The organism is Micrococcus sp. FDAARGOS_333, assembly GCF_002206575.2.
Taxonomy (GTDB): Bacteria; Actinomycetota; Actinomycetes; order Actinomycetales; family Micrococcaceae; genus Micrococcus; species Micrococcus lylae.
The window spans coordinates 2,171,149-2,189,184 of record NZ_NJFJ02000001.1 but is presented as its reverse complement, the minus strand read 5'-3'; the positions used below and the strand labels follow the sequence as shown (position 1 = coordinate 2,189,184).

Here is an 18,036-nt window from a genome sequence, read left to right as displayed (position 1 = left end):
GCACACCGCAGACGCCGCCGCCACCGAGGAGAACGCGCCGAACCCGCTGGCCGGCAAGGACTGGTTCACCACCTACACCGTGTTCGCCCGCCCGAACGACGGCTCCTGCCCCGCCCCGCTCGACGGTCCGCAGGCGGAGGACGCCGTGCAGGAGTTCGACGCCCTCGTCGCCGAGCTCGGCGAGCAGGGCGTGACCGTCCGCGGCACCTACGACGTCTCCGGCATGCGCGCCGACGCCGACGTGATGGTGTGGATGTACGGCCAGGTCCCTGAGGACCTGCAGGCTGCGATCCGCCGCATCCGCCGCACCCGCCTGTTCGCCGGCACGCACATCGTGCTCTCCGCGATGGGCGCCGACCGCCTGGCCGAGTTCAACAAGGAGCACATCCCGGCGTTCGCCATGGGCCGCGAGCCCCTCGAGTGGCTCTGCTTCTACCCGTTCGTGCGTTCCTACGACTGGTACACCATGGATCCGAAGGAGCGCGCCCGCATGCTGCGCGAACACGGCCTGCTCGGCCGCGACTTCCCGCAGGTCTGGGCCAACACCACGTCCGCGTTCGCCCTGAACGACTGGGAGTGGCTGCTCGGGCTGGAGGCCCCGAAGCTCACCGACCTGGTGGACATGATGCGCCATCTGCGGGACAACGAGACCCGCCACTACGTGCGCGAAGAGGTGCCGTTCTACACCGGCCGCCGCGTGGAGACCGCCGAGATCCTGGAGGTCCTCGCCTGATGAGCCTGTCCCCGACGCACCACCACCCGGACGGCGCCGAGCGCCCGGTCCGGCAGGTCCCGGAGGCCCCCGCCGGCGTCGACTACGACGCCCACGGCACCATGGCGCCCAAGACCTACGACGCCCTCATGCTCGCCTCCTTCGGCGGCCCCGAGGGCCAGGAGGACGTCCTCCCGTTCCTCCGCAACGTCACCGGCGGTCGCGGCATCCCGGACGAGCGCCTCGAGGAGGTCGCCGTCCACTACCGCACCAACGGCGGCGTCAGCCCGATCAACGCCCAGAACCGTGCGCTGATCGCCGCGATCGAGGCCGAGCTGGACCGCCGCGGCCACGATCTGCCCGTCTACTGGGGCAACCGCAACTGGGAGCCGTACTTCCCGGACACCCTTCAGCGGATGGTCGACGACGGCCACCGCCGCATCCTGACCGTCACCACCTCCGCCTACTCCTGCTACTCGTCCTGCCGCCAGTACCGCGAGGACATGGGCATGGCCATGCAGAAGACCGGCCTGGAGGGCACGGTGGACCTGGACAAGACCCGCCAGTACTTCAACCACCCGGGGTTCGTGGAGCCGTTCCGCGACGGCCTGCGTGAGGACCTGCTCTCCCTGCGTGGCGAGCTGGGCGACGACGCCCGGATCCACGTCCTGTTCGTCACCCACTCCATCCCGACCGCCGACGCCGAGGCCGCCGGCCCGCGCGAGCTGTCCGCGCAGCTGGCCTCCGAGGCTGGCGCGGAGGCCGGCGAGGCCGAGGGCGCCGACCTGTACTCGGCGCAGCACCTGGACGTGGCCCGCGAGATCCTCGCCGGCGTCCCGGAGGCCGAGGGGGTCGAGTGGTCGCTGGTCTACCAGTCCCGTTCCGGCTCCCCGCAGGTGCCGTGGCTCGAGCCGGACATCAACGACGCCATGGAGGCGCTCGCCGGCGAGGGGGCGCAGACCGACGCCTCCGGCCGTGCCGTGGCCGGCTTCGTGGTGGTCCCGCTCGGCTTCGTGTCCGACCACATGGAGGTCCTCTGGGACCTGGACACCGAGGCGAAGGACACCGCGGCCGAGCTGGGCGTCGGCTTCCGCCGCACCGGCACCCCGGGCACCGACGCGCGCTTCGTGTCCGGCCTGGTGGACATCGTCGAGGAGCGCATGGGCCTGCGTGCCGGCCGCGCCGCCGTCGGCTGCTTCCCGGCCTGGCCGGACGTCTGCCGCCCGGACTGCTGCGTGAAGGTCATGCGGGACGGCTCCGTCCGCCCGACCACCTCCGCCGTGGACGCCGCTGTGCGCGGCCTGGCCGAGCACGGCCGAGGCGCCGAGGCGTCCGAGGGGGCCCCGGCAGCCGAGACCGCCGCCGACGTCGAGGAGGCCTGAACCATGTCCGTGCGCGTCGGCACCCGCGGCTCTGCGCTGGCCACCACCCAGACCCGGACGGTGGCGCAGGCGCTGACCGAGCAGGCGGGCCTGGACCACGAGCTGGTGATCATCCGGACCGACGGGGACGTCACCACCGGCTCGCTCGCCTCTCTGGGCGGCACCGGCGTGTTCGCCTCCGCGCTGCGCGCCTCGATCCTCGACGGCGTGGTGGACATGGCCGTGCACTCGCTCAAGGACCTGCCGGCGGCTCAGCCGGAGGACCTGGAGATCATCGCCGTCCCGGCGCGTGCGGACCTGCGGGACGCCCTGTGCGCCCGTGACGGCCTGACCCTGGAGACCCTCCCGGAGGGAGCCCGGGTCGGCACCGGCTCGCCGCGCCGTGTGGCGCAGCTGAAGGCGCTGCGTCCGGACCTGGAGCTCGTGGACATCCGCGGCAACGTGCAGACCCGCCTGGCCCGTGTGCCGGGCCTGGAGCAGCACGACGACAACGCCCCGGCCGCCGCCGGCTCCCCGCGCGGGGACCTGGACGCCGTCGTCCTGGCCTGCGCCGGCCTGGACCGTCTCGGCCTGGGGCACGTGATCACCGAGCGCATCGACCCGGACGTCATGCTCCCGGCCCCGGGCCAGGGCGCCCTGGCGGTGGAGGTCCGTGCGCTCCACGACGGCATCGTGGGCGACGCCCTGCTGGACCCGACCACGCCGGCCGGACGCCTGCGGGAGGGCCTGGCCCGCCTGGACGACCTGCACACCCATGCCGCCGTGACCGCCGAGCGCGCCCTGCTGCTGCGCCTGGAGGCCGGCTGCGCCGCGCCGATCGGGGCGGTCGCCCGTGTGGAGGACGGTGAGGACGAGGCCGGTGCCGCCGCCCCGCGCATCGTCATGGACGCGATGGTCGCCGCCCTGGACGGCTCCCGCATCCTGCGCCGCACCTCCTCGGTGCAGCTGGACGCGGTGCCGCAGGAGGTGAATGCGGAGCCGGAGCAGTCGGCCGAGTGGCTCGAGGACACCCTGATGACGGCGGCCGGTGCGCTGGGCGTGCACATGGCCGAGGGGTTCATCGCCGAGGGCGCCGACCTGCTGCCGGGAACCGTCCGCGGCACCGGTGCCTGATCCTCGGGGCACGCCGCACATGACGACGTCGGACCCGCACCGTCCCGAGGACCCCCGCCCGGGCGCCGGGCAGGGGTCCTCGGGGACGAGTGGGTGTGCTCCCGTGGCGGGCGCGGCCACCGGGCGGGCTTCCGGCGTGCGACACAGACCGCTGGTGCTCACCCGGCAGCCGTCTCAGGCCGGTGCCGTGGAGGCGGACCTGGCCGCGGCGGGGCTGGACGTCCGCTTCTGCCCGCTGACGGACTTCGAGCTGTCCGGCGAGCCGGGGCCCCTGCGGGCCGTGGTGGCCAGGGTGGAGGCGGGGGAGTGCGCATGGCTGGTGCTGACCAGTCCCAACACCGTGCGCGCCCTGCAGGCCGCCGGCTGGACCGGCCGGGTCGGCGGGAGCACGAAGGTGGCCGTGACCGGAGCCGGCACCGCGCGGGTTCTGGCCGAGCTGGGCTGCACCGCCGAGCCGTGGATGCCCGAGCAGGCGTCGGCCGCCGGGATCCTGGCCGACTTCCCGTCCGTGGAGCCTGCAGGCCGCTGCGCCGCAGACGCCGCCATGACGGCCGACGGAGCGGACGTCGCCGGGGACGCCGGTGACCGGTCCGTGCCGCAGGGCGCCGATGCGGACGTCGCCGGTGACCGGTCCGTTCCGCAGGGCGCCGATGCGGACGTCGCCGTTCCGCAGGGTGCCGTTCCGCAGGGTGTCGATGCGGACGTCTCCGACCCCCATGAGGCCCCGGCGTCCCTGGTGCTGCTTCCGCAGTCCGCGCTGGCCACCGGGGAGCTGACCTCCGGCCTGGAGGCGAAGGGCTGGCACGTCGCCCGCGTGGAGGCCTACCGGACCGTGCCCTACCCGGCCGACCCCTCGCGCCGCCTGCTGCCCGAACCTCAGGGCGGGGCCGACCACGCCGGCGAGCTCGACCGTAGCGGGGACACCGCCGGGCCGGCGCCCGGGGCGGGGTCCGCGCGCACAGCCCGACCGGGCCACGGCGCAGCCCGAGCGAGCCACGGCGTAGCCCGAGCGAGCCACGATGCAGCCCGACCGGGCCACGGTGCAGCGCGAACGGGCCACGATGCCCCGGTGGGCGAGATGGCGGAGGCGGGTGCCGTCGTCGTGCCGGTGGCGAGGCTGGCCGGCCACGATGTGGTGCTCACGAGCCCCTCGGCCGCCCGCGAGCTGGCCACGCACCACGGGCTGGACGACGAGCGGGTGCGGCTGACCAGCCGCCTGGTCGCGATCGGCCGGCCCACGGCCGCGGAGGCGCGGCGGCTGGGGCTGGAGCTGTCGGCCGTGGCGCAGTCGCCGGACGCCGAGGGGATCCTGCGTGCGCTGGGGCATGGGCTGAGCCTTCAGGAGGCGGGCGGCACTGCGGAGGTGGACGGCGAGTACGCCGAGCCCGGTCCGCTGCGCGATGCGCTGGTCGCGGCGATCCTGGCCGGGGAGAAGACCGCCACCTCCGCGCTGCTGCGGGACTACGAGGCTGCGCAGGAGCCGCTGCCGCGGGCCGGGACGCGGGAGCGTGTGCTGGACTCGGCCGGGCAGGTGGCGGCCGTCGTGGAGGTCACCGGCGTGACCGTGGTGCCCCTGGGCCGGGTGCCGCACTGGCACGTGGTGGCGGAGGGGGAAGGCCACCGGGACGTGCGCGCCTGGCGGGCGGCCCATGAGGAGTTCTGGGGCGGTGCGCTGCCGGACGAGACCGAGGTCGTGCTCATCCAGCTGACCCGCATCGCCTGAGCGGCGGGCTCGGCCGTGGGCCCGGTCCGGCCCCGGTCAGTTCTCCGGCGGCGGGGCCATCACGTCCACCCGCGGCGGCCGCAGGATGGAGCGCGAGACGTTCTGGAAGTCGTGCTGGTAGAGCAGGTTCGAGGCCTCCTCGTCCGTCAGGTCGTAGGCGTGGGCCAGCATCCTGACATTCTCGGTGTAGAAGGCATGCAGCTTGTCCACGCCCTTGAGGAACTCGAGTTCGTTGGCCATGCCGGTCAGCGTAGGAATCCCAGGTGAGCGCAGGGTATCGCCGAGGTGAATGGGGCGTGGCCGTGCGGCCGTGACAGGTCAGGACCTGCGGGGCGGGGTTCAGGACCTGCGGGGCGGGGCTGGTCGGACGTCCTTGCATGTATCAAAGTTGGGCGAGATCGGCCCGATCAGAGCGGTTACGGCCCACCTTCGATACACGCAAGGCGGCGGTGCCTTCGATACACGCAAGGCGGCGGTGCCTTCCATACACGCAACGCGCTCCTGACACGAACCGGGTCAGCCGCCGTCCAGCCCCGCTCAGCCCTCCACGCGCCAGTAGGCCGAGCCGTCGGCGGCGCGCTCGTAGACGCCGAGGTCGAAGGCGTGCCGGCGGAAGAACGCCACGTCCTGCACGAACAGTCGCAGGCGTCCGTTGAGCTCGGACTCGGTCACCCGCTCGCCTTCATCCAGCACGCGCACGGCCACGGCGCGGACGGCGTCGTCCACGGCGTCCAGGGCGAGGTCCTTCACGTCGATCCGCGCGCCGTCCAGCACCGCGAGCGGGCCGAGCGCCCGGTCCAGGTCGGCCACGGCCTCGCCCAGGAAGGACTCGACGAACACGGGAGCGCCGTCCTCGGACAGCTCGACCGCACCCAGCGACACGGCCCCGCGCAGGGGACCGGCGTCGTCGGCGGTCGCGGTCCCGGAGAACACGGCGCCGAGGCTGCGGCGCAGCTTCGGGTTGCGCAGCATCGCCAGCAGCGAGCGCGCGCGGCGCACCGCCCCTGACCGCCCGGAGCCCGCCGCGGTGTCCGCCCCGGCGTTCTCGGGTCCGTCCATCAGCCCTCCGCCCTGCGGCGGCGCCGGGCCTTGACGGCGGCCTCCATGGTCCGGCCCTCGGTGCGGGTCTGCAGGTAGGACTGGTCCTCCACCAGGTCCGAGAGCTTGCGGAAGCCGAAGTCGCGCGGGTCGAAGTCGACGTGCGTGCGGGACAGGTGCTGGCCGATGACGCCGAGGGAGGCCCATCCGTCGTCGCCGGAGGTGGCGTTGATGGCCTTGACCAGGGCGGACTGCAGGTTGATGCGCGGGGCGTCGTCGGCGTGCTCGGCATCGGAGAACGCCGGGGTGACGTCGTCTGCACGCGAACCCGCGGGCTTCGCGGGCTCCTTGGCCGGCTTCGTCTCCTCGGCGGCAGCCGCGTCCGTCTCGTCCTTCGTCTCCGCCTTCCTCTTCGCCCCGCTGGTGCCGGAGCCGCGGCCGCCGCGCGAGCGGGAGCGTCCCGAGGGCTTCGAGTCCTCGGCCTCGTCGGCGGCCTCACCGGTCCGCTTCTCGGCCTGCTCGTCCTCGGCCGCCTTCGCCAGCAGCTCGAGGTACACGAACTGGTCCACGGCGTTGCGCAGGGAAGCCGGGGTCTTGCGGGCGCCCAGGCCGATCACGCGCTTGCCGGACTCACGCAGGCGCATGGCCAGGCGGGTGAAGTCGGAGTCCGAGGACACGATGGCGAAGGTGTCCACGTTGCCCATCCAGAGCAGGTCCATCGCGTCGATGATCAGGGCGGAGTCCGAGGAGTTCTTCCCCACGGTGTTGGCGATCTGCAGCATCGGCTGGATCGCCAGCGTGGACAGCGTCTTCTTCCAGCCGTTCAGGTTGGTGGTGGTCCAGTCGCCGTACGCCCGCTTGATGGTGGGTGTGCCGTGGCTGGCCAGCTCCTCCAGGATCAGGGAGGCGTAGGACGGGGAGACGTTGTCGCAGTCGATGAGCACGGCGATGCGTGTGCCGGCGGAGGGGGAGGTCATGGTCCCACCCTATCGGCGGGGCCGGGCTCGTCTCGACGACGGCTGTCCGCCTTCTCCTGCGGGCGGCGGTGGCGTCTCGGTACAGTGGAGGGCTGGACCGTCGGCCCGTCCGGGCCCCCGGAAAGACTCTCTGACAGGAGATGACGTCCCCATGCCGTTCCCGCTGCAGCGTCCGCGCCGCCTGCGCCAGTCCCCGGCGATGCGTCGGCTGGTCGCCGAGACCCGCCTGCATCCGTCCCAGCTGATCCTGCCCGCCTTCATCAAGGAGGGGGCGGACGAGCCGCTGCCGATCGCCTCGATGCCGGGCGTCGTGCAGCACACCACGGACTCCCTCAAGGCCGCCGCGGCCGAGGCCGCCGAACTGGGTCTGGGCGGCATCATGCTCTTCGGAGTCCCCGAGACCCGCGACGCCACCGGTTCCGCCGGCCTGGACCCGCAGGGCGTGCTCAACCGGGCGATCGCGGACGTGAAAGCCGAGGTCGGGGACGGGCTGCTGGTCATGTCCGACCTCTGCCTGGACGAGTTCACCGACCACGGGCACTGCGGCGTGCTCCGCGAGGACGGTGCCGTGGACAACGACGCCACCCTGGAGATCTACGGGCAGATGGCCGTGGCCCAGGCCGAAGCCGGGGCGGACGTGCTCGGCCCCTCCGGCATGATGGACGGCCAGGTCCGCGTCATCCGTGAGGCCCTCGACGCGGCCGGTCACACCGACGCGGTGATCTTCGCCTACGCCGCCAAGTACTCCTCCGCGTTCTACGGACCGTTCCGGGACGCCGTCGACTCCCAGCTCACCGGCGACCGCAAGACCTACCAGATGGACGCGGCCAACCGCACCGAGGCGCTGCGTGAGGTCTGCCTGGACCTGGAGGAGGGCGCGGACATGGTGATGGTCAAGCCGGCCATGGCCTACCTGGACATCGTCCGCGACGTGGCCGAGACGGCCGACGTCCCGGTGTCCGCCTACCAGATCTCCGGCGAGTACGCGATGATCGAGGCGGCCGCGGCCCAGGGCTGGATCGACCGCCGCGCCGCGATCGCCGAGTCCGTGCTCTCCATCCGGCGCGCCGGCGCCGGCTCCGTGCTCACCTACTACGCGGCCGAACTCGGCCGCTGGATCAAGGAGGGGTCACTGTGACCACCAACGCCGCGGCCTTCGCCGCAGCCCAGGCCGTCATCCCCGGCGGCGTCGACTCGCCCGTCCGCGCCTTCGGCTCCGTCGGCGGCACGCCCCGCTTCATGGCCTCTGCCCAGGGCCCGTACCTGACCGACGTCGAGGGCAAGCGCTACGTGGACCTCGTCTGCTCCTGGGGCCCCATGCTCCTGGGCCACCAGCACCCCGCCGTGGTCGAGGCCGTCCACCGCGCCGTCGACGCGGGCCTGTCCTTCGGCACCTCCGTGGAAGGCGAGACCCGGCTGGCCGAGCTGATCGCCTCCCGCGTGCCGGTCGAGCGCGTGCGCTTCGTGTCCACCGGCACCGAGGCCACCATGACCGCCATCCGCCTGGCGCGCGGCGTCACCGGCCGCAACCTGATCGTGAAGTTCGCAGGCTGCTACCACGGCCACTCGGACGGCCTGCTCGCCGCCGCCGGCTCGGGCGTCGCCACCCAGGCCCTGCCCGGCTCCGCCGGAGTCACCGAGGCCGCCGCCTCCGAGACCATCGTGGTGGACTACAACTCGCCCGAGGCGCTCGAGGCCGTCTTCGCCGAGCACGGCGAGAGTATCGCCGCCGTGATCACCGAGGCCGTGCCCTGCAACATGGGCGTGGTGGAGCCGGGCGACGGGTTCAACCGCTTCCTGCGCGAGATCACCGCGAAGCACGGCGCGCTGCTGATCTGGGACGAGGTCCTCACCGGTTTCCGCGCCACCGCCACCGGCGGCTGGGGACTGTTCGGCGAGGTCGAGGGCTGGACCCCGGACATCTGGTGCTTCGGCAAGGTGATCGGCGGCGGCATGCCCGCGGCCGCCCTCGGCGGCTCCGCCGAGATCATGGACCACCTGGCCCCGCTCGGCCCGGTGTACCAGGCCGGCACCCTCTCCGGGAACCCGGTCGCCATGGCCGCCGGCCACGCCACCCTCGAGCACGCCGACGAGGCCGTCTACGCCCGTGTGGCCGCCGCCTCCGATGCCATCCGCGAGGGCCTGACCTCAGCCTTGACCGCCGCCGGCGTGGACCACTCCATCCAGCGTGCCGGCACCCTGTTCTCCGTCGCCTTCGGCACCTCGGCCGACGGCGTCAAGGACTACGCCGACGCCCAGGGCCAACAGGTCTTCCGCCACGCCCCGTTCTTCCAGTCCATGCTGGCCTCCGGCGTGTACCTGCCGCCCTCGGTGTTCGAGGCCTGGTTCGTCTCCGCCGCCCACGACGACGCCGCCGTCCAGCAGGTCCTCGACGCACTGCCGGCCGCCGCCGAGGCCGCGGCGCAGGCCACCCCGCAGGGCTGATCCGCAGCCGCTGCCTCCCGGACCGGAGCACAGACGAACGGCGCCCCACCTGCTCGAGGTGGGGCGCCGTCGTCGTGTCACGGACGTCACGACTGTTCGTGGCGTGCGCGGCCTGGCCGAGCCGGGCGGCGGGGCAGCCGGCGGCCTCAGGCCTGCGGCTCGACCGGCCAGGCCCGCGAGACGGTGGCCTGGGGGTCCTTGCGGCGCAGGTACTCCTCGAAGCTGGCGGCCTGCTCGGCCTTCCAGGTGACCTGGCGCTCGTGCAGGTCGGCGGGATCGATGCGCAGCGCGTCGTACTTGCGGGCCAGAGCGTCCGCCACGTGCACGCCGGCGAGGGCGTCCGCGGCGGAGGTGTGGGCGTTCTCGAGGGTGACGCCGTAGTGCTCCGACACCACGGACAGGGTGCGCTTGCCCTTGCGGAAGCGGTCCATCTGACGGTCCAGGACGAAGGGGTCGATCACCGGCGTCGGCTCCAGCGGCTGCAGGCCGTGGCGGCGGGCCTCTCGGTCCATCACCGTGAAGTCGTAGACGCCGTTGAACGCGATCACCGGGATGCCGGCGCGGAACAGGTCACGCAGGGTCTCGAGGATCTCGGCGACGCCCTGAGCGGCGGGCATGCCCTCAGCCTGTGCCTTCGCGGTGGTGACCCCGTGGACCTCGGCGGCCTCGTCCGGGATCGGCACACCCGGGTCCAGCAGCCACTCGGCGCTGGAGCGGGCGAGGCCCGCGCCGTCCACCATGACGATCGTCGCGGTGACGATCAGCGCCTTCGAAGGATCGCGGCCGGTCGTCTCGAGGTCGAACCCTGCCCGGATCTGCTCATGCCAGTTCACGGCCTCCACGCTACCGCGTCGACGGACACGGCAGGATGAGCCTGTGGACACCGCCGAGACCCCTCCTGCACAGCCGCTCGCCGGGGACTGCCCGCCTGGCGACGGCTCCCTTCCTGCCGTCCCGGGCCTTCCCGACGACGGCCCCCTCACCGTGCTGGAGGCCCTCGCCGCCGCCGCGTGGCTGATCCCGGCCGGGCGGGCCGTCGCCTACGGCGGCCTGGCCGCCCTGCTCGGCGCCGGCGGCGCCCGTCAGGCGGGCAGAGCCATGGCGGAGTCTGCCGAGGGCACGCCCTGGTGGCGTGTGGTGCGGGCCGACGGGTCCCTGCCGACTCAGCTGGCCGTCGTCGCGAAGGGACACTGGGAGACCGAGGGGACGCCGCTGCGCGGACACGATGATCCGAGGGTCGACCTGTCCGCTGCGCGCTGGCAGCCCGATGCCGCGGCGCAGCGGTCCCTGGAGCGGCTGGCGCAGCGGTCGCGCCAGGCCTGAGGCCCGAAGGCGGCCGTTAGCGTGTCCGGTGCTCCTGACAGAATCGGGGACATGGACCAGAGCACCGAGCACCCCGCCCCGCCGAACGTCGCCGACCATCCGGCCGCGGACGACGTGCAGGAGGTCGCCGCCCTGCGGCAGGAGCAGCGGCAGGCGTGGGAGGAGTCCTGGGCGGAGACGTCCACCGTCGAGGGCACCGTGGCGGCCCGGCTGCGCGGACCGGACACCGCGAAGACGGGTCCGGGAGCCTTCGCCGAGGAGCAGGAGGCCGTCGCCTCGCTCACCGCCGGGCACGGCGCCGTCCTGCTGCTCGGCGGCCCGGGCACCGGTCGCACCGCGACGCTCGTGGAGGCCGTCGCCCGCCGGCTCGAGGCGGGGCTGGACCCGGAGTCCGTGCTCGTGCTCGCACCGACCCGCCAGGCCGCGGCTCGCCTGCGGGACGCCCTGACCGTGCGCCTCGAGGCCACCGGCCACGGCACGCGCGCCGTCACACCGGTGCGCACCTGGTCCTCCTACGCGTTCGACCTGATCCGCCGCGCCCGTGTGGACGGCCCCCTACGGCACCTGGCCCGGCCGCCGCGCCTGCTCTCCGGCGCCGAGCAGGACACCGTGATCGCCGAGCTGCTGGACGGCTACGCGGAGGGCACCGCGGTGGGTCCGGACTGGCCGCCGTCCGTGTCCGAGGCCGTCGGCACCCGCGGCTTCCGCCGCGAGGTCCGCGAGCTCGTGGACCGCATGAGTGAGTTCGGCGTGGAGCCGGGGGACCTGCAGGAGCTGGGCGCCCGGCACGGCCGACCCGAGTGGGAGGCCGCCGCGATCCTCGTGCAGGACTACCGCGACCGCATCGACCTGGGCATGGCCGAGGCGTTCGACCCCGCCGGTCTGATCTCCGCAGCCGTCCGCGTGCTCACGGACGTGGACCCGGACGACCCGGAGCGTGCCGCAGCCACGGAGGCCTTCGCCGCAGCCGAGCGCCGGAGGCTGCGGCTTGTGGTGGTGGACGACCTGCAGGAGGCGACCCCGGCGGTCCACGACCTGCTCGCGGTGATCGCCCGCGGCACCGACGCACTGCTCGCCGCCTCCCCGGACACCACCGTGCAGGGCTTCCGCGGCGCCGTCCCGGCAGAGGTCGGCTCCTATCCGGCCCGTCTGGACGAGGAGGGCGGGCCGCGTCCGGCCGCCGAACGGATCCACGTGCTCACCCAGGGCCACCGCATGTCCGCCCCCGTGCTCGAGGCCTGGGAGCGGGTGGCCCGACGCGTGGCCACCGCCTCCGCGGACCTGGCGCGCGTGCGTGGGCTGACCCGGGCGGCCGAGGACCGCACGGACGACGGTACTGAGGGGCCGGACGTTACCGAGGGGCCGGACAGCACTGAGGGGCCGGACAGCACTGAGGGGCCGGACAACACTGAGGGGCCGGACAGCACCGAGGGGCCGGACGGCGGACAGATCCCGGCCCCGGCGGCCGAGGTCCACGTGGTGCCCACCGCCGCGCACGAGGACCGCCTCGTCCTGCAGCGCGTGCTGCAGGTCCACCACGGCCAGGGCGTGCCCCTGGACGAGATCGCCGTGATCGCCCGCGCCGGTTCCCGCGTCGCCGAGATCACCGCGTTCCTCGAGTCGGAGGGCGTGCCGGTCGTCCGCGACGTCGCCGGCACCGTCCTCAAGGACGAGCCCGCGGTGGCCCCGCTGCTGCACCTGCTGACCGTGGTGGCCGCCCTCGTGGACGAGGACGGCCGGGACACCGCCGAGGAGGACCGCCAGGACGTGCTCGCGGACGTCCTCGACTCCCTCGACGTGCAGCACCTGCTGCGCGGCCGCTACGGCAGCACCACGCCGCTGCACCTGCGCCGCCTGCGCCAGGACCTGCTCGCCACGGAGCGCGCCCGCGGCGGACGCCGTCGCTCCGAGGTGCTGCTTCCGGCCGCCCTGCTGGACCCCTCGCTGCTGGGGGAGGAGGCGCCTCGCCACCACGGCCTGCAGCGCCTGTCCCGCATGCTCCACGCCGGGCTCGACGCCGCCCGGCAGGAGGGGGCCACCGCGGAGACCGTCCTCTGGGCCGTCTGGGAGGCCGCCGAACGCGGGGAGGCATGGCGCCGTCTTGCGCTCGGCAAGACCGACCGCCCGGACGCCGCCCGCGAGGGCCGGCGCGCGGACGCGGACCTCGACGCCGTCGTCGCCCTGTTCCAGATGGTCGAGCGCTATGTGGACCAGTTCCCCGGCGCTGCCCCCGCAGCGTTCTCCCGCTACATGGAGTCCCAGGATCTGCCGATGGACTCCTTGGCCCGCGGCGCGTCCGGACGGGACGCCGTGCACGTGCTCACCCCCGCCTCCGCGGCCGGCCGCGGCTGGCACACCGTGCTGGTCGTCGGGATCCAGGACGGCGTCTGGCCCAACACCCGCCTGCGCGGCCAGCTGCTCGGCGCCACGGACCTGGCGGACCTCGTCCTGCACCGTCAGGGCGCGGCCTGGCCGACCCCGCACCGGATCCGCCTGCAGGAGACCCGCCAGGATGAGCTGCGCACGTTCGCCGCCGCGGTCTCACGGGCCCGTCACACGGTGGTCGGCACGGCCGTGGTCAACCATGAGGCGGCACCGTCCGAGTTCCTCGAGCTGATCGCCCGCCCCGAACGCACCGAGAAGGGCGAGCTGGTCTGCACCGAGGTCCCCGACCCGCTCACCACCGGCGCCCTCGTGGCCCGGATGCGGCGTTCGCTGGAGGAGGGCGAGGGCAAGGACGGCGCCGAGGCCGCGGGCGGCCTCGCCTGGCTCGCCGCCCAGGGCGTGGAGGCAGCCCATCCGGACCACTGGTGGGGCCTGGCCCCGCTGTCCTCGCAGGAACCGGTCGTGGACCCGGCCGGAGAGGTCCGGCTGTCCCCCTCGCGCGCCCAGATGCTCCTGCAGAACCCGCTCGACTGGATCATGTCCCAGGCCGGGGCCGAAGCGACCACCACCCTGGCGCAGTCCGTGGGCACCTTCGTGCACAGCGTCTGTGAGGCCCACCCTGCCGGCCCGCCCGAAGCGCTGCGGGACGAGGTCGAGCGTCGCCTGCCCGAGCTCGGCCTGCCGGCGGGCTGGACCGGCGAGGTCCAGCTGGAGCGGGTCCGTGAGCTCGTGGAGACCTTCATCCGCTACCTGCCCGAGTCCCGCGACGCCGGCCGTGTGTGCGTGGCCCAGGAGATCCGGATCGACGTGCCGGTGCCGCTGGCCGACGTCACCGTGCGCATCACCGGTGTGATCGACCGTCTCGAGGTGGACGCCGAGGGACGCCCCTACGTGATCGACCTGAAGACCGGCCGGAGCACCCCCACGCAGAAGGAGATGCTGCGCCAGCCCCAGCTGGCGGCCTACCAGGTGGCCCTCGCCGCGGGCGCGCTCACCGCCGAGGGCGTCGAGGTCCCCGGCGTCTCCCGACCCACCGAGCCCGGCGGCGCCGGGCTCGTGCAGCTCGGCGCGGGGACCAAGAAGGTCAAGGTCCAGGACCAGCCCGCCCTCGGCGAGGACGACGAGTGGGCATGGGCCCAGCTGGCGCTCGCCGCCGGCCGGACGGTCGGCCCGTTCTACCTGACCCTGCACGGCACAGGGGACCGTTGCCGCCACGCGGCGCTCTGCCCGCTGTGCTCCGAGGGACGGCAGGTGACCGAGTGGACCCGGTGACCGACGCCCCCAGCACCACCGCCGGCCGCCCGGGCGGCGGCACAGCCCAGAGCAGCCCAGCACCGAGCAGCCCAGCCCAGACCGTGGAGCAGCCCATGCAGATCCGCTACAGCCCCGACGAGCTCGCCCGCCTCCTGGCCACCGAGGCCGAGCAGGAGGCCGGCACCTGGCTGCGGCCCACCGCCCAGCAGGCCGAGGTCATCCAGGCGCCGCTCACGCCGCGCCTGGTGGTGGCCGGCGCCGGCTCCGGCAAGACCGCCACCATGGCCGACCGCGTCGTCTGGCTCGTGGCCAACGGACTCGTCCGCCCGGACCAGGTCCTCGGCGTCACCTTCACCCGCAAGGCCGCCGGCGAGCTCGCCCACCGCATCAACGGCCGCCTCGAGCGGCTGCTCGCCGTGCCCGGCTTCGAGATCCCCGGGTTCGAGGGCACTGCCGAGGAGCTTGGCCGCGCCGCCGTCTCCACCTACCACTCCTACGCCGGCGCCCTCGTCCGGGACCACGGGCTGCGCATCGGCGTCGAACCCGGTGCCGTGCAGATCACCGACGCCGACGCGTATCGGATGATGCGGCAGATCGCCGAGGACGCGGATGTGGACCTGCAGGAGGGTGCACCCGCCCTGTCCACGCTCGTCTCCGGCGCGCTCGGCTTGGCCGGGGACATGGCCGAGCACCTCGTCGAGCCCGACGCCGTCCGCGACTACCTGGCCGCCGAAATCGCCCACGGCGCCTCCCTGCCGCCGACCCGTGCCGGGGCCGCCCGCAACAAGGAGGCCGGCGAGCTGCTCTTCTCCCTGCGGGCCCGGCTGCTCATGGCGCACATGGTCGAGGCCTACACGGCCGCCAAGGAGGAGGCCGAGGTCATGGACTTCGGCGACCTGCTCCGCCATGCTGCCCGCATCGCCGCCGACGTCCCCGAGGTCGGCCACATCGAGCGAGACCGCTATCGAGTGGTCCTGCTGGACGAGTTCCAGGACACATCCCACGCCCAGATGACGATCTTCGCAGGGCTCTTCGGCGCGTCCTCCGGCGAGGGCGTCGGCCACTGCGTCACCGCCGTCGGCGACCCCCACCAGTCCATCTACGGATTCCGCGGCGCCTCCGCCGGGCAGCTCTTCGACTTCCCTCACCGCTTCCCGGCGAGGGACGAGGACGCGCGGCAGGCGCCCGGCGCCGACCCGGCCGCCGCGGACGGCGAGGCGCAGACGGGGGAGGGGGCCGTCGTCGGGAGGCTGAGGCCGGCGGACGTGTCCCACCTGACGACCGCCTGGCGCAACGACGAGTCGATCCTCGCCCTGGCCAACCGGATCGTGGCGCCCATGGCCCAGCCGGAGACGGACACCGTCCAGGTGCAACCCCTGCAGTCGCGCCCCGGCGCCTCCGCCGGCGAGGTCCGCCTGGACGAGTACGTGACCGGCGAGGAGGAGGCCGCCGACCTCGTCGCCCGGATGCAGCGGCTCGCCGACGACGCCGGCGACGGCCCCGTGCCCTCGCGGGCGATCCTCTGCCGCGGACGCGCCCAGTTCGGCCCGGTGATCGACGCGCTCGAGGCCGCCGGCGCCCCCTACCAGGTCCTCGGGCTCAACGGCCTGCTGTCCCTGCCCGAGGTCGCCGAGGTCCTCGCCGTCCTGCATGTGGTGGCCGAGCCCGGCCGCTCCGACCACCTCGTTCGCTGGCTCTCCGGCCCGCGCTGGCGCATCGGCCCGGCCGACCTGGCGCTGCTGAAGGAACGCGCCCGCTTCGTCGCCCGGCTGCGCACGCGCCAGAGCGACGAGGAGGCCGCCCGCCTCGAGGACACCAGCCCGGAGGAGGACGCGGACACCGCCGTGCTGCTCGAGGCCCTGGACGACCTGCCCCGCGAGTCGAGCCGCTGGACCGGCCGCGACGGGCGCACCTTCTCCGCCGAGGGGCTGCGCCGGCTCACCGCCGCCCGGGACATGCTCCGCCGCCTGGCCCGCCGCACGGACATGGACCCGGCCGAGATGATCGGCGAGGTCGAGCGCGCCACCGGCCTGGACGTCGAGCTCGCCCTGCGCCCCGGACCCTCCGCCGTGGCCGCCCGGCGGCACCTGAACGCCTTCATCGACACCGCCCGGCAGTTCGGTCGCCGCGCCGTCGGACGCACCGTGGACCTGGCCGGATTCCTCGCCTGGGTCGAGTCCGCCGCCGAGCACGAGAAGGGCCTGGGCATCGAGAACGCCGAGCCGGACCCGCGCGCGATCTCCGTCCTCACCGCCCACGCCTCCAAGGGCCTGGAGTGGGACGTCGTGGCCGTGCCCGGCCTGGTGCGCGGCGCCTTCCCCTCCACCCGTGCCGACCGCTGGATGGCCCTCGGCGCCGGCGCCCTTCCGTGGCCCCTGCGCGGAGACCGGAACGCCCTCCCGCAGTGGGACCACTCGTGGGCCGAGAACGACCGCGACTGGGTGCAGAGCTCCGGGACCGTGAAGGCCAAGGCCGCCCTCGAGCTGCTCGGCTCCCGCCCGGACTTCGCCACCCTGCTCACCGAGCACGCGCTCCGGGACGAGCGGCGCCTGGCCTACGTGGCCTTCACCCGCGCCCGCAGCCGCCTCTGGCTGAGCACCTGCCAGTGGAAGGGGACCAACAAGACGCCCGTGGAGGTCTCCGAGTTCTTCGCCGAGGCCGCCGAGCTCGCCGAGGACGGCCCCACACCGGTCGCCGGCGTCGGCTGGGGGACTCGCCTCACCGACCAGCAGCGGACCGACGCCAACCCCACCGCCGGCCGCATGCGGGCGGCCCTCTGGCCGTTCGACCCGCTCGAGGGCCCGATCGCCTACGACGTGGACCCGGACGACCCCGAGGACCGCGAGGCCTGGACCGAGCTGCCGCGCCGTTCCCGCGGACGCCGCGCGGCCGTCGAGGCCGCCGCCGCTGCCGTGCGCGGAGCCGATCCTGCCGACCTGGACCTGGACTCGGCGCTCGGCGCCCAGCTGGAGTGGGCCGTGCTGCGCGAGCGCGCCCTGCAGGACGCCAGCGGCGAGGTGGCCCTGCCGCAGCACCTGTCCGTCTCCTTGTACGGCGAGTTGGCGAAGGACCCGGAGGCCGTGGCTGAGCAGCTGCGCAGGCCGATGCCCCGCCCGCCGGCCCACGCCGCCCGCCGCGGCACCGCCTTCCACGCCTGGCTCGAGGACCGCTTCGAGGCCACCGGCATGCTGGACATCGACGACCCGGACGACGCCGCCGACCAGTGGATGGACGACGCCCTCGACCTCGAGCCGATGCAGCAGTGGTTCCTGTCCTCCCGCTGGGCGGACCGGATTCCCGCCCAGGTGGAGGCGCCGCTGGAGACCACGGTGGCCGGAGTGACCCTCCGCGGCCGCGTGGACGCCGTCTACCGCTCCGGAGGAGACCCGGCCGACCCCTTCGACCCGCAGGCGCAGTGGGAGCTCGTGGACTGGAAGACCGGCCGGGTCCCCACTGGCCGGGATCTGGAGAACAAGGCGCTGCAACTGGCCGTCTACCGGCTGGCCTTCTCACGGCTCCACGGGATCCCGCTGGAGAACATCGGCGCCAGCTTCGTCTACATCGCCCACGGCGAAGAGCGCACCATGGAGGCGCTCCCCGGGGAGGAGGAGCTGGAGCGGATCCTGCGTGAGGCGCTGGGCAGCCCCTGACACCAGGCGGCCGCTGCGGGGTGACCGGCCTCCT

13 protein-coding genes are annotated in these 18,036 nt (G+C 74.2%); 9 read left to right on the top strand and 4 right to left on the bottom strand.

The features are described from left to right. Positions 1 to 46: 46 nt before the first annotated feature. The 4 genes from hemQ to CEQ11_RS09600 all read left to right on the top strand — a co-directional run bounded on the left by hemQ (position 47) and on the right by CEQ11_RS09600 (position 4,930). Positions 47 to 733, top strand: a complete 687-nt coding sequence (hemQ, locus tag CEQ11_RS09615; protein WP_067189089.1) for a hydrogen peroxide-dependent heme synthase — start codon at positions 47 to 49, stop codon at positions 731 to 733. Beyond that, the gene (locus tag CEQ11_RS09610; protein ID WP_070637725.1) at positions 733 to 2,094 is read left to right on the top strand and encodes a ferrochelatase; all 1,362 of its coding nucleotides are present in this window, start codon (positions 733 to 735) and stop codon (positions 2,092 to 2,094) included. The genes hemQ and CEQ11_RS09610 overlap by 1 nt, the downstream gene beginning before the upstream one ends. Before the next feature lie 3 nt (positions 2,095 to 2,097). After that, positions 2,098 to 3,207, top strand: coding sequence for a hydroxymethylbilane synthase (gene hemC, locus CEQ11_RS09605; protein WP_067189052.1), 1,110 nt, complete (start codon positions 2,098 to 2,100; stop codon positions 3,205 to 3,207). Between the two features lie 136 nt (positions 3,208 to 3,343). Then, positions 3,344 to 4,930: a uroporphyrinogen-III synthase gene (locus CEQ11_RS09600; protein WP_168165751.1), complete on the top strand. Its 1,587-nt coding sequence runs from the start codon at positions 3,344 to 3,346 to the stop codon at positions 4,928 to 4,930. Positions 4,931 to 4,966: 36 nt separating this feature from the next. On the opposite strand, the gene CEQ11_RS09595 is transcribed toward CEQ11_RS09600, so the two are convergent. From CEQ11_RS09595 to CEQ11_RS09585, 3 genes are all read right to left on the bottom strand, one after another. Continuing rightward, positions 4,967 to 5,170, bottom strand: coding sequence for a hypothetical protein (locus CEQ11_RS09595; protein WP_067189054.1), 204 nt, complete (start codon positions 5,168 to 5,170; stop codon positions 4,967 to 4,969). 297 nt (positions 5,171 to 5,467) lie between these two features. Further along, complete coding sequence (locus tag CEQ11_RS09590; RefSeq protein WP_070637728.1) at positions 5,468 to 5,989, bottom strand: DUF2087 domain-containing protein; 522 nt, start codon at positions 5,987 to 5,989, stop codon at positions 5,468 to 5,470. Beyond that, positions 5,989 to 6,945, bottom strand: a complete 957-nt coding sequence (locus CEQ11_RS09585) for an NYN domain-containing protein (RefSeq protein ID WP_070637730.1) — start codon at positions 6,943 to 6,945, stop codon at positions 5,989 to 5,991. Before CEQ11_RS09585 ends, CEQ11_RS09590 begins: the two co-directional genes overlap by 1 nt. A 151-nt stretch (positions 6,946 to 7,096) precedes the next feature. Here CEQ11_RS09585 and hemB point away from each other — a divergent pair, with 151 nt between their 5' ends. Further along, complete coding sequence (hemB, locus tag CEQ11_RS09580) at positions 7,097 to 8,083, top strand: porphobilinogen synthase (protein WP_088478468.1); 987 nt, start codon at positions 7,097 to 7,099, stop codon at positions 8,081 to 8,083. Then, positions 8,080 to 9,390: a glutamate-1-semialdehyde 2,1-aminomutase gene (gene hemL / locus CEQ11_RS09575; protein ID WP_067189064.1), complete on the top strand. Its 1,311-nt coding sequence runs from the start codon at positions 8,080 to 8,082 to the stop codon at positions 9,388 to 9,390. The genes hemB and hemL overlap by 4 nt, the downstream gene beginning before the upstream one ends. Before the next feature lie 146 nt (positions 9,391 to 9,536). Here hemL and CEQ11_RS09570 read toward each other — a convergent pair whose 3' ends face one another. Then, positions 9,537 to 10,223, bottom strand: coding sequence for a 3'-5' exonuclease (locus CEQ11_RS09570; RefSeq protein WP_067189093.1), 687 nt, complete (start codon positions 10,221 to 10,223; stop codon positions 9,537 to 9,539). Positions 10,224 to 10,266: 43 nt separating this feature from the next. On the opposite strand from CEQ11_RS09570, the gene CEQ11_RS09565 reads away from it, so the two are divergent. Genes CEQ11_RS09565 through CEQ11_RS09550 form a run of 3 tightly spaced genes read left to right on the top strand, consistent with a single transcriptional unit; the run spans position 10,267 to position 18,002 of the window. Continuing rightward, entirely contained in the window at positions 10,267 to 10,713 is a 447-nt protein-coding gene (locus tag CEQ11_RS09565; RefSeq protein ID WP_227718833.1) for an MGMT family protein, read from the top strand. Positions 10,714 to 10,764: 51 nt separating this feature from the next. Then, positions 10,765 to 14,370 carry an ATP-dependent helicase gene (locus CEQ11_RS13175; protein ID WP_067189066.1) on the top strand — a complete coding sequence of 1,202 codons (3,606 nt, stop codon included), beginning with the start codon at positions 10,765 to 10,767 and terminating at the stop codon, positions 14,368 to 14,370. Then, positions 14,367 to 18,002 (top strand): ATP-dependent DNA helicase, encoded by a 3,636-nt coding sequence (locus CEQ11_RS09550; protein WP_227718832.1) that lies wholly within the window; start codon positions 14,367 to 14,369, stop codon positions 18,000 to 18,002. The genes CEQ11_RS13175 and CEQ11_RS09550 overlap by 4 nt, the downstream gene beginning before the upstream one ends. Positions 18,003 to 18,036 lie beyond the last annotated feature (34 nt).

Bases quoted from the DNA above. Each gene is read 5' to 3' on its own strand.
- CEQ11_RS09590 (WP_070637728.1), bottom strand. From the start codon at position 5,989: ATGGACGGACCCGAGAACGCCGGGGCGGACACCGCGGCGGGCTCCGGG.
- hemC (WP_067189052.1), top strand. From the start codon at position 2,098: ATGTCCGTGCGCGTCGGCACCCGCGGCTCTGCGCTGGCCACCACCCAG.
- CEQ11_RS09610 (WP_070637725.1), top strand. From the start codon at position 733: ATGAGCCTGTCCCCGACGCACCACCACCCGGACGGCGCCGAGCGCCCG.
- CEQ11_RS13175 (WP_067189066.1), top strand. From the start codon at position 10,765: ATGGACCAGAGCACCGAGCACCCCGCCCCGCCGAACGTCGCCGACCAT.
- hemB (WP_088478468.1), top strand. From the start codon at position 7,097: ATGCCGTTCCCGCTGCAGCGTCCGCGCCGCCTGCGCCAGTCCCCGGCG.
- CEQ11_RS09595 (WP_067189054.1), bottom strand. From the start codon at position 5,170: ATGGCCAACGAACTCGAGTTCCTCAAGGGCGTGGACAAGCTGCATGCC.
- CEQ11_RS09585 (WP_070637730.1), bottom strand. From the start codon at position 6,945: ATGACCTCCCCCTCCGCCGGCACACGCATCGCCGTGCTCATCGACTGC.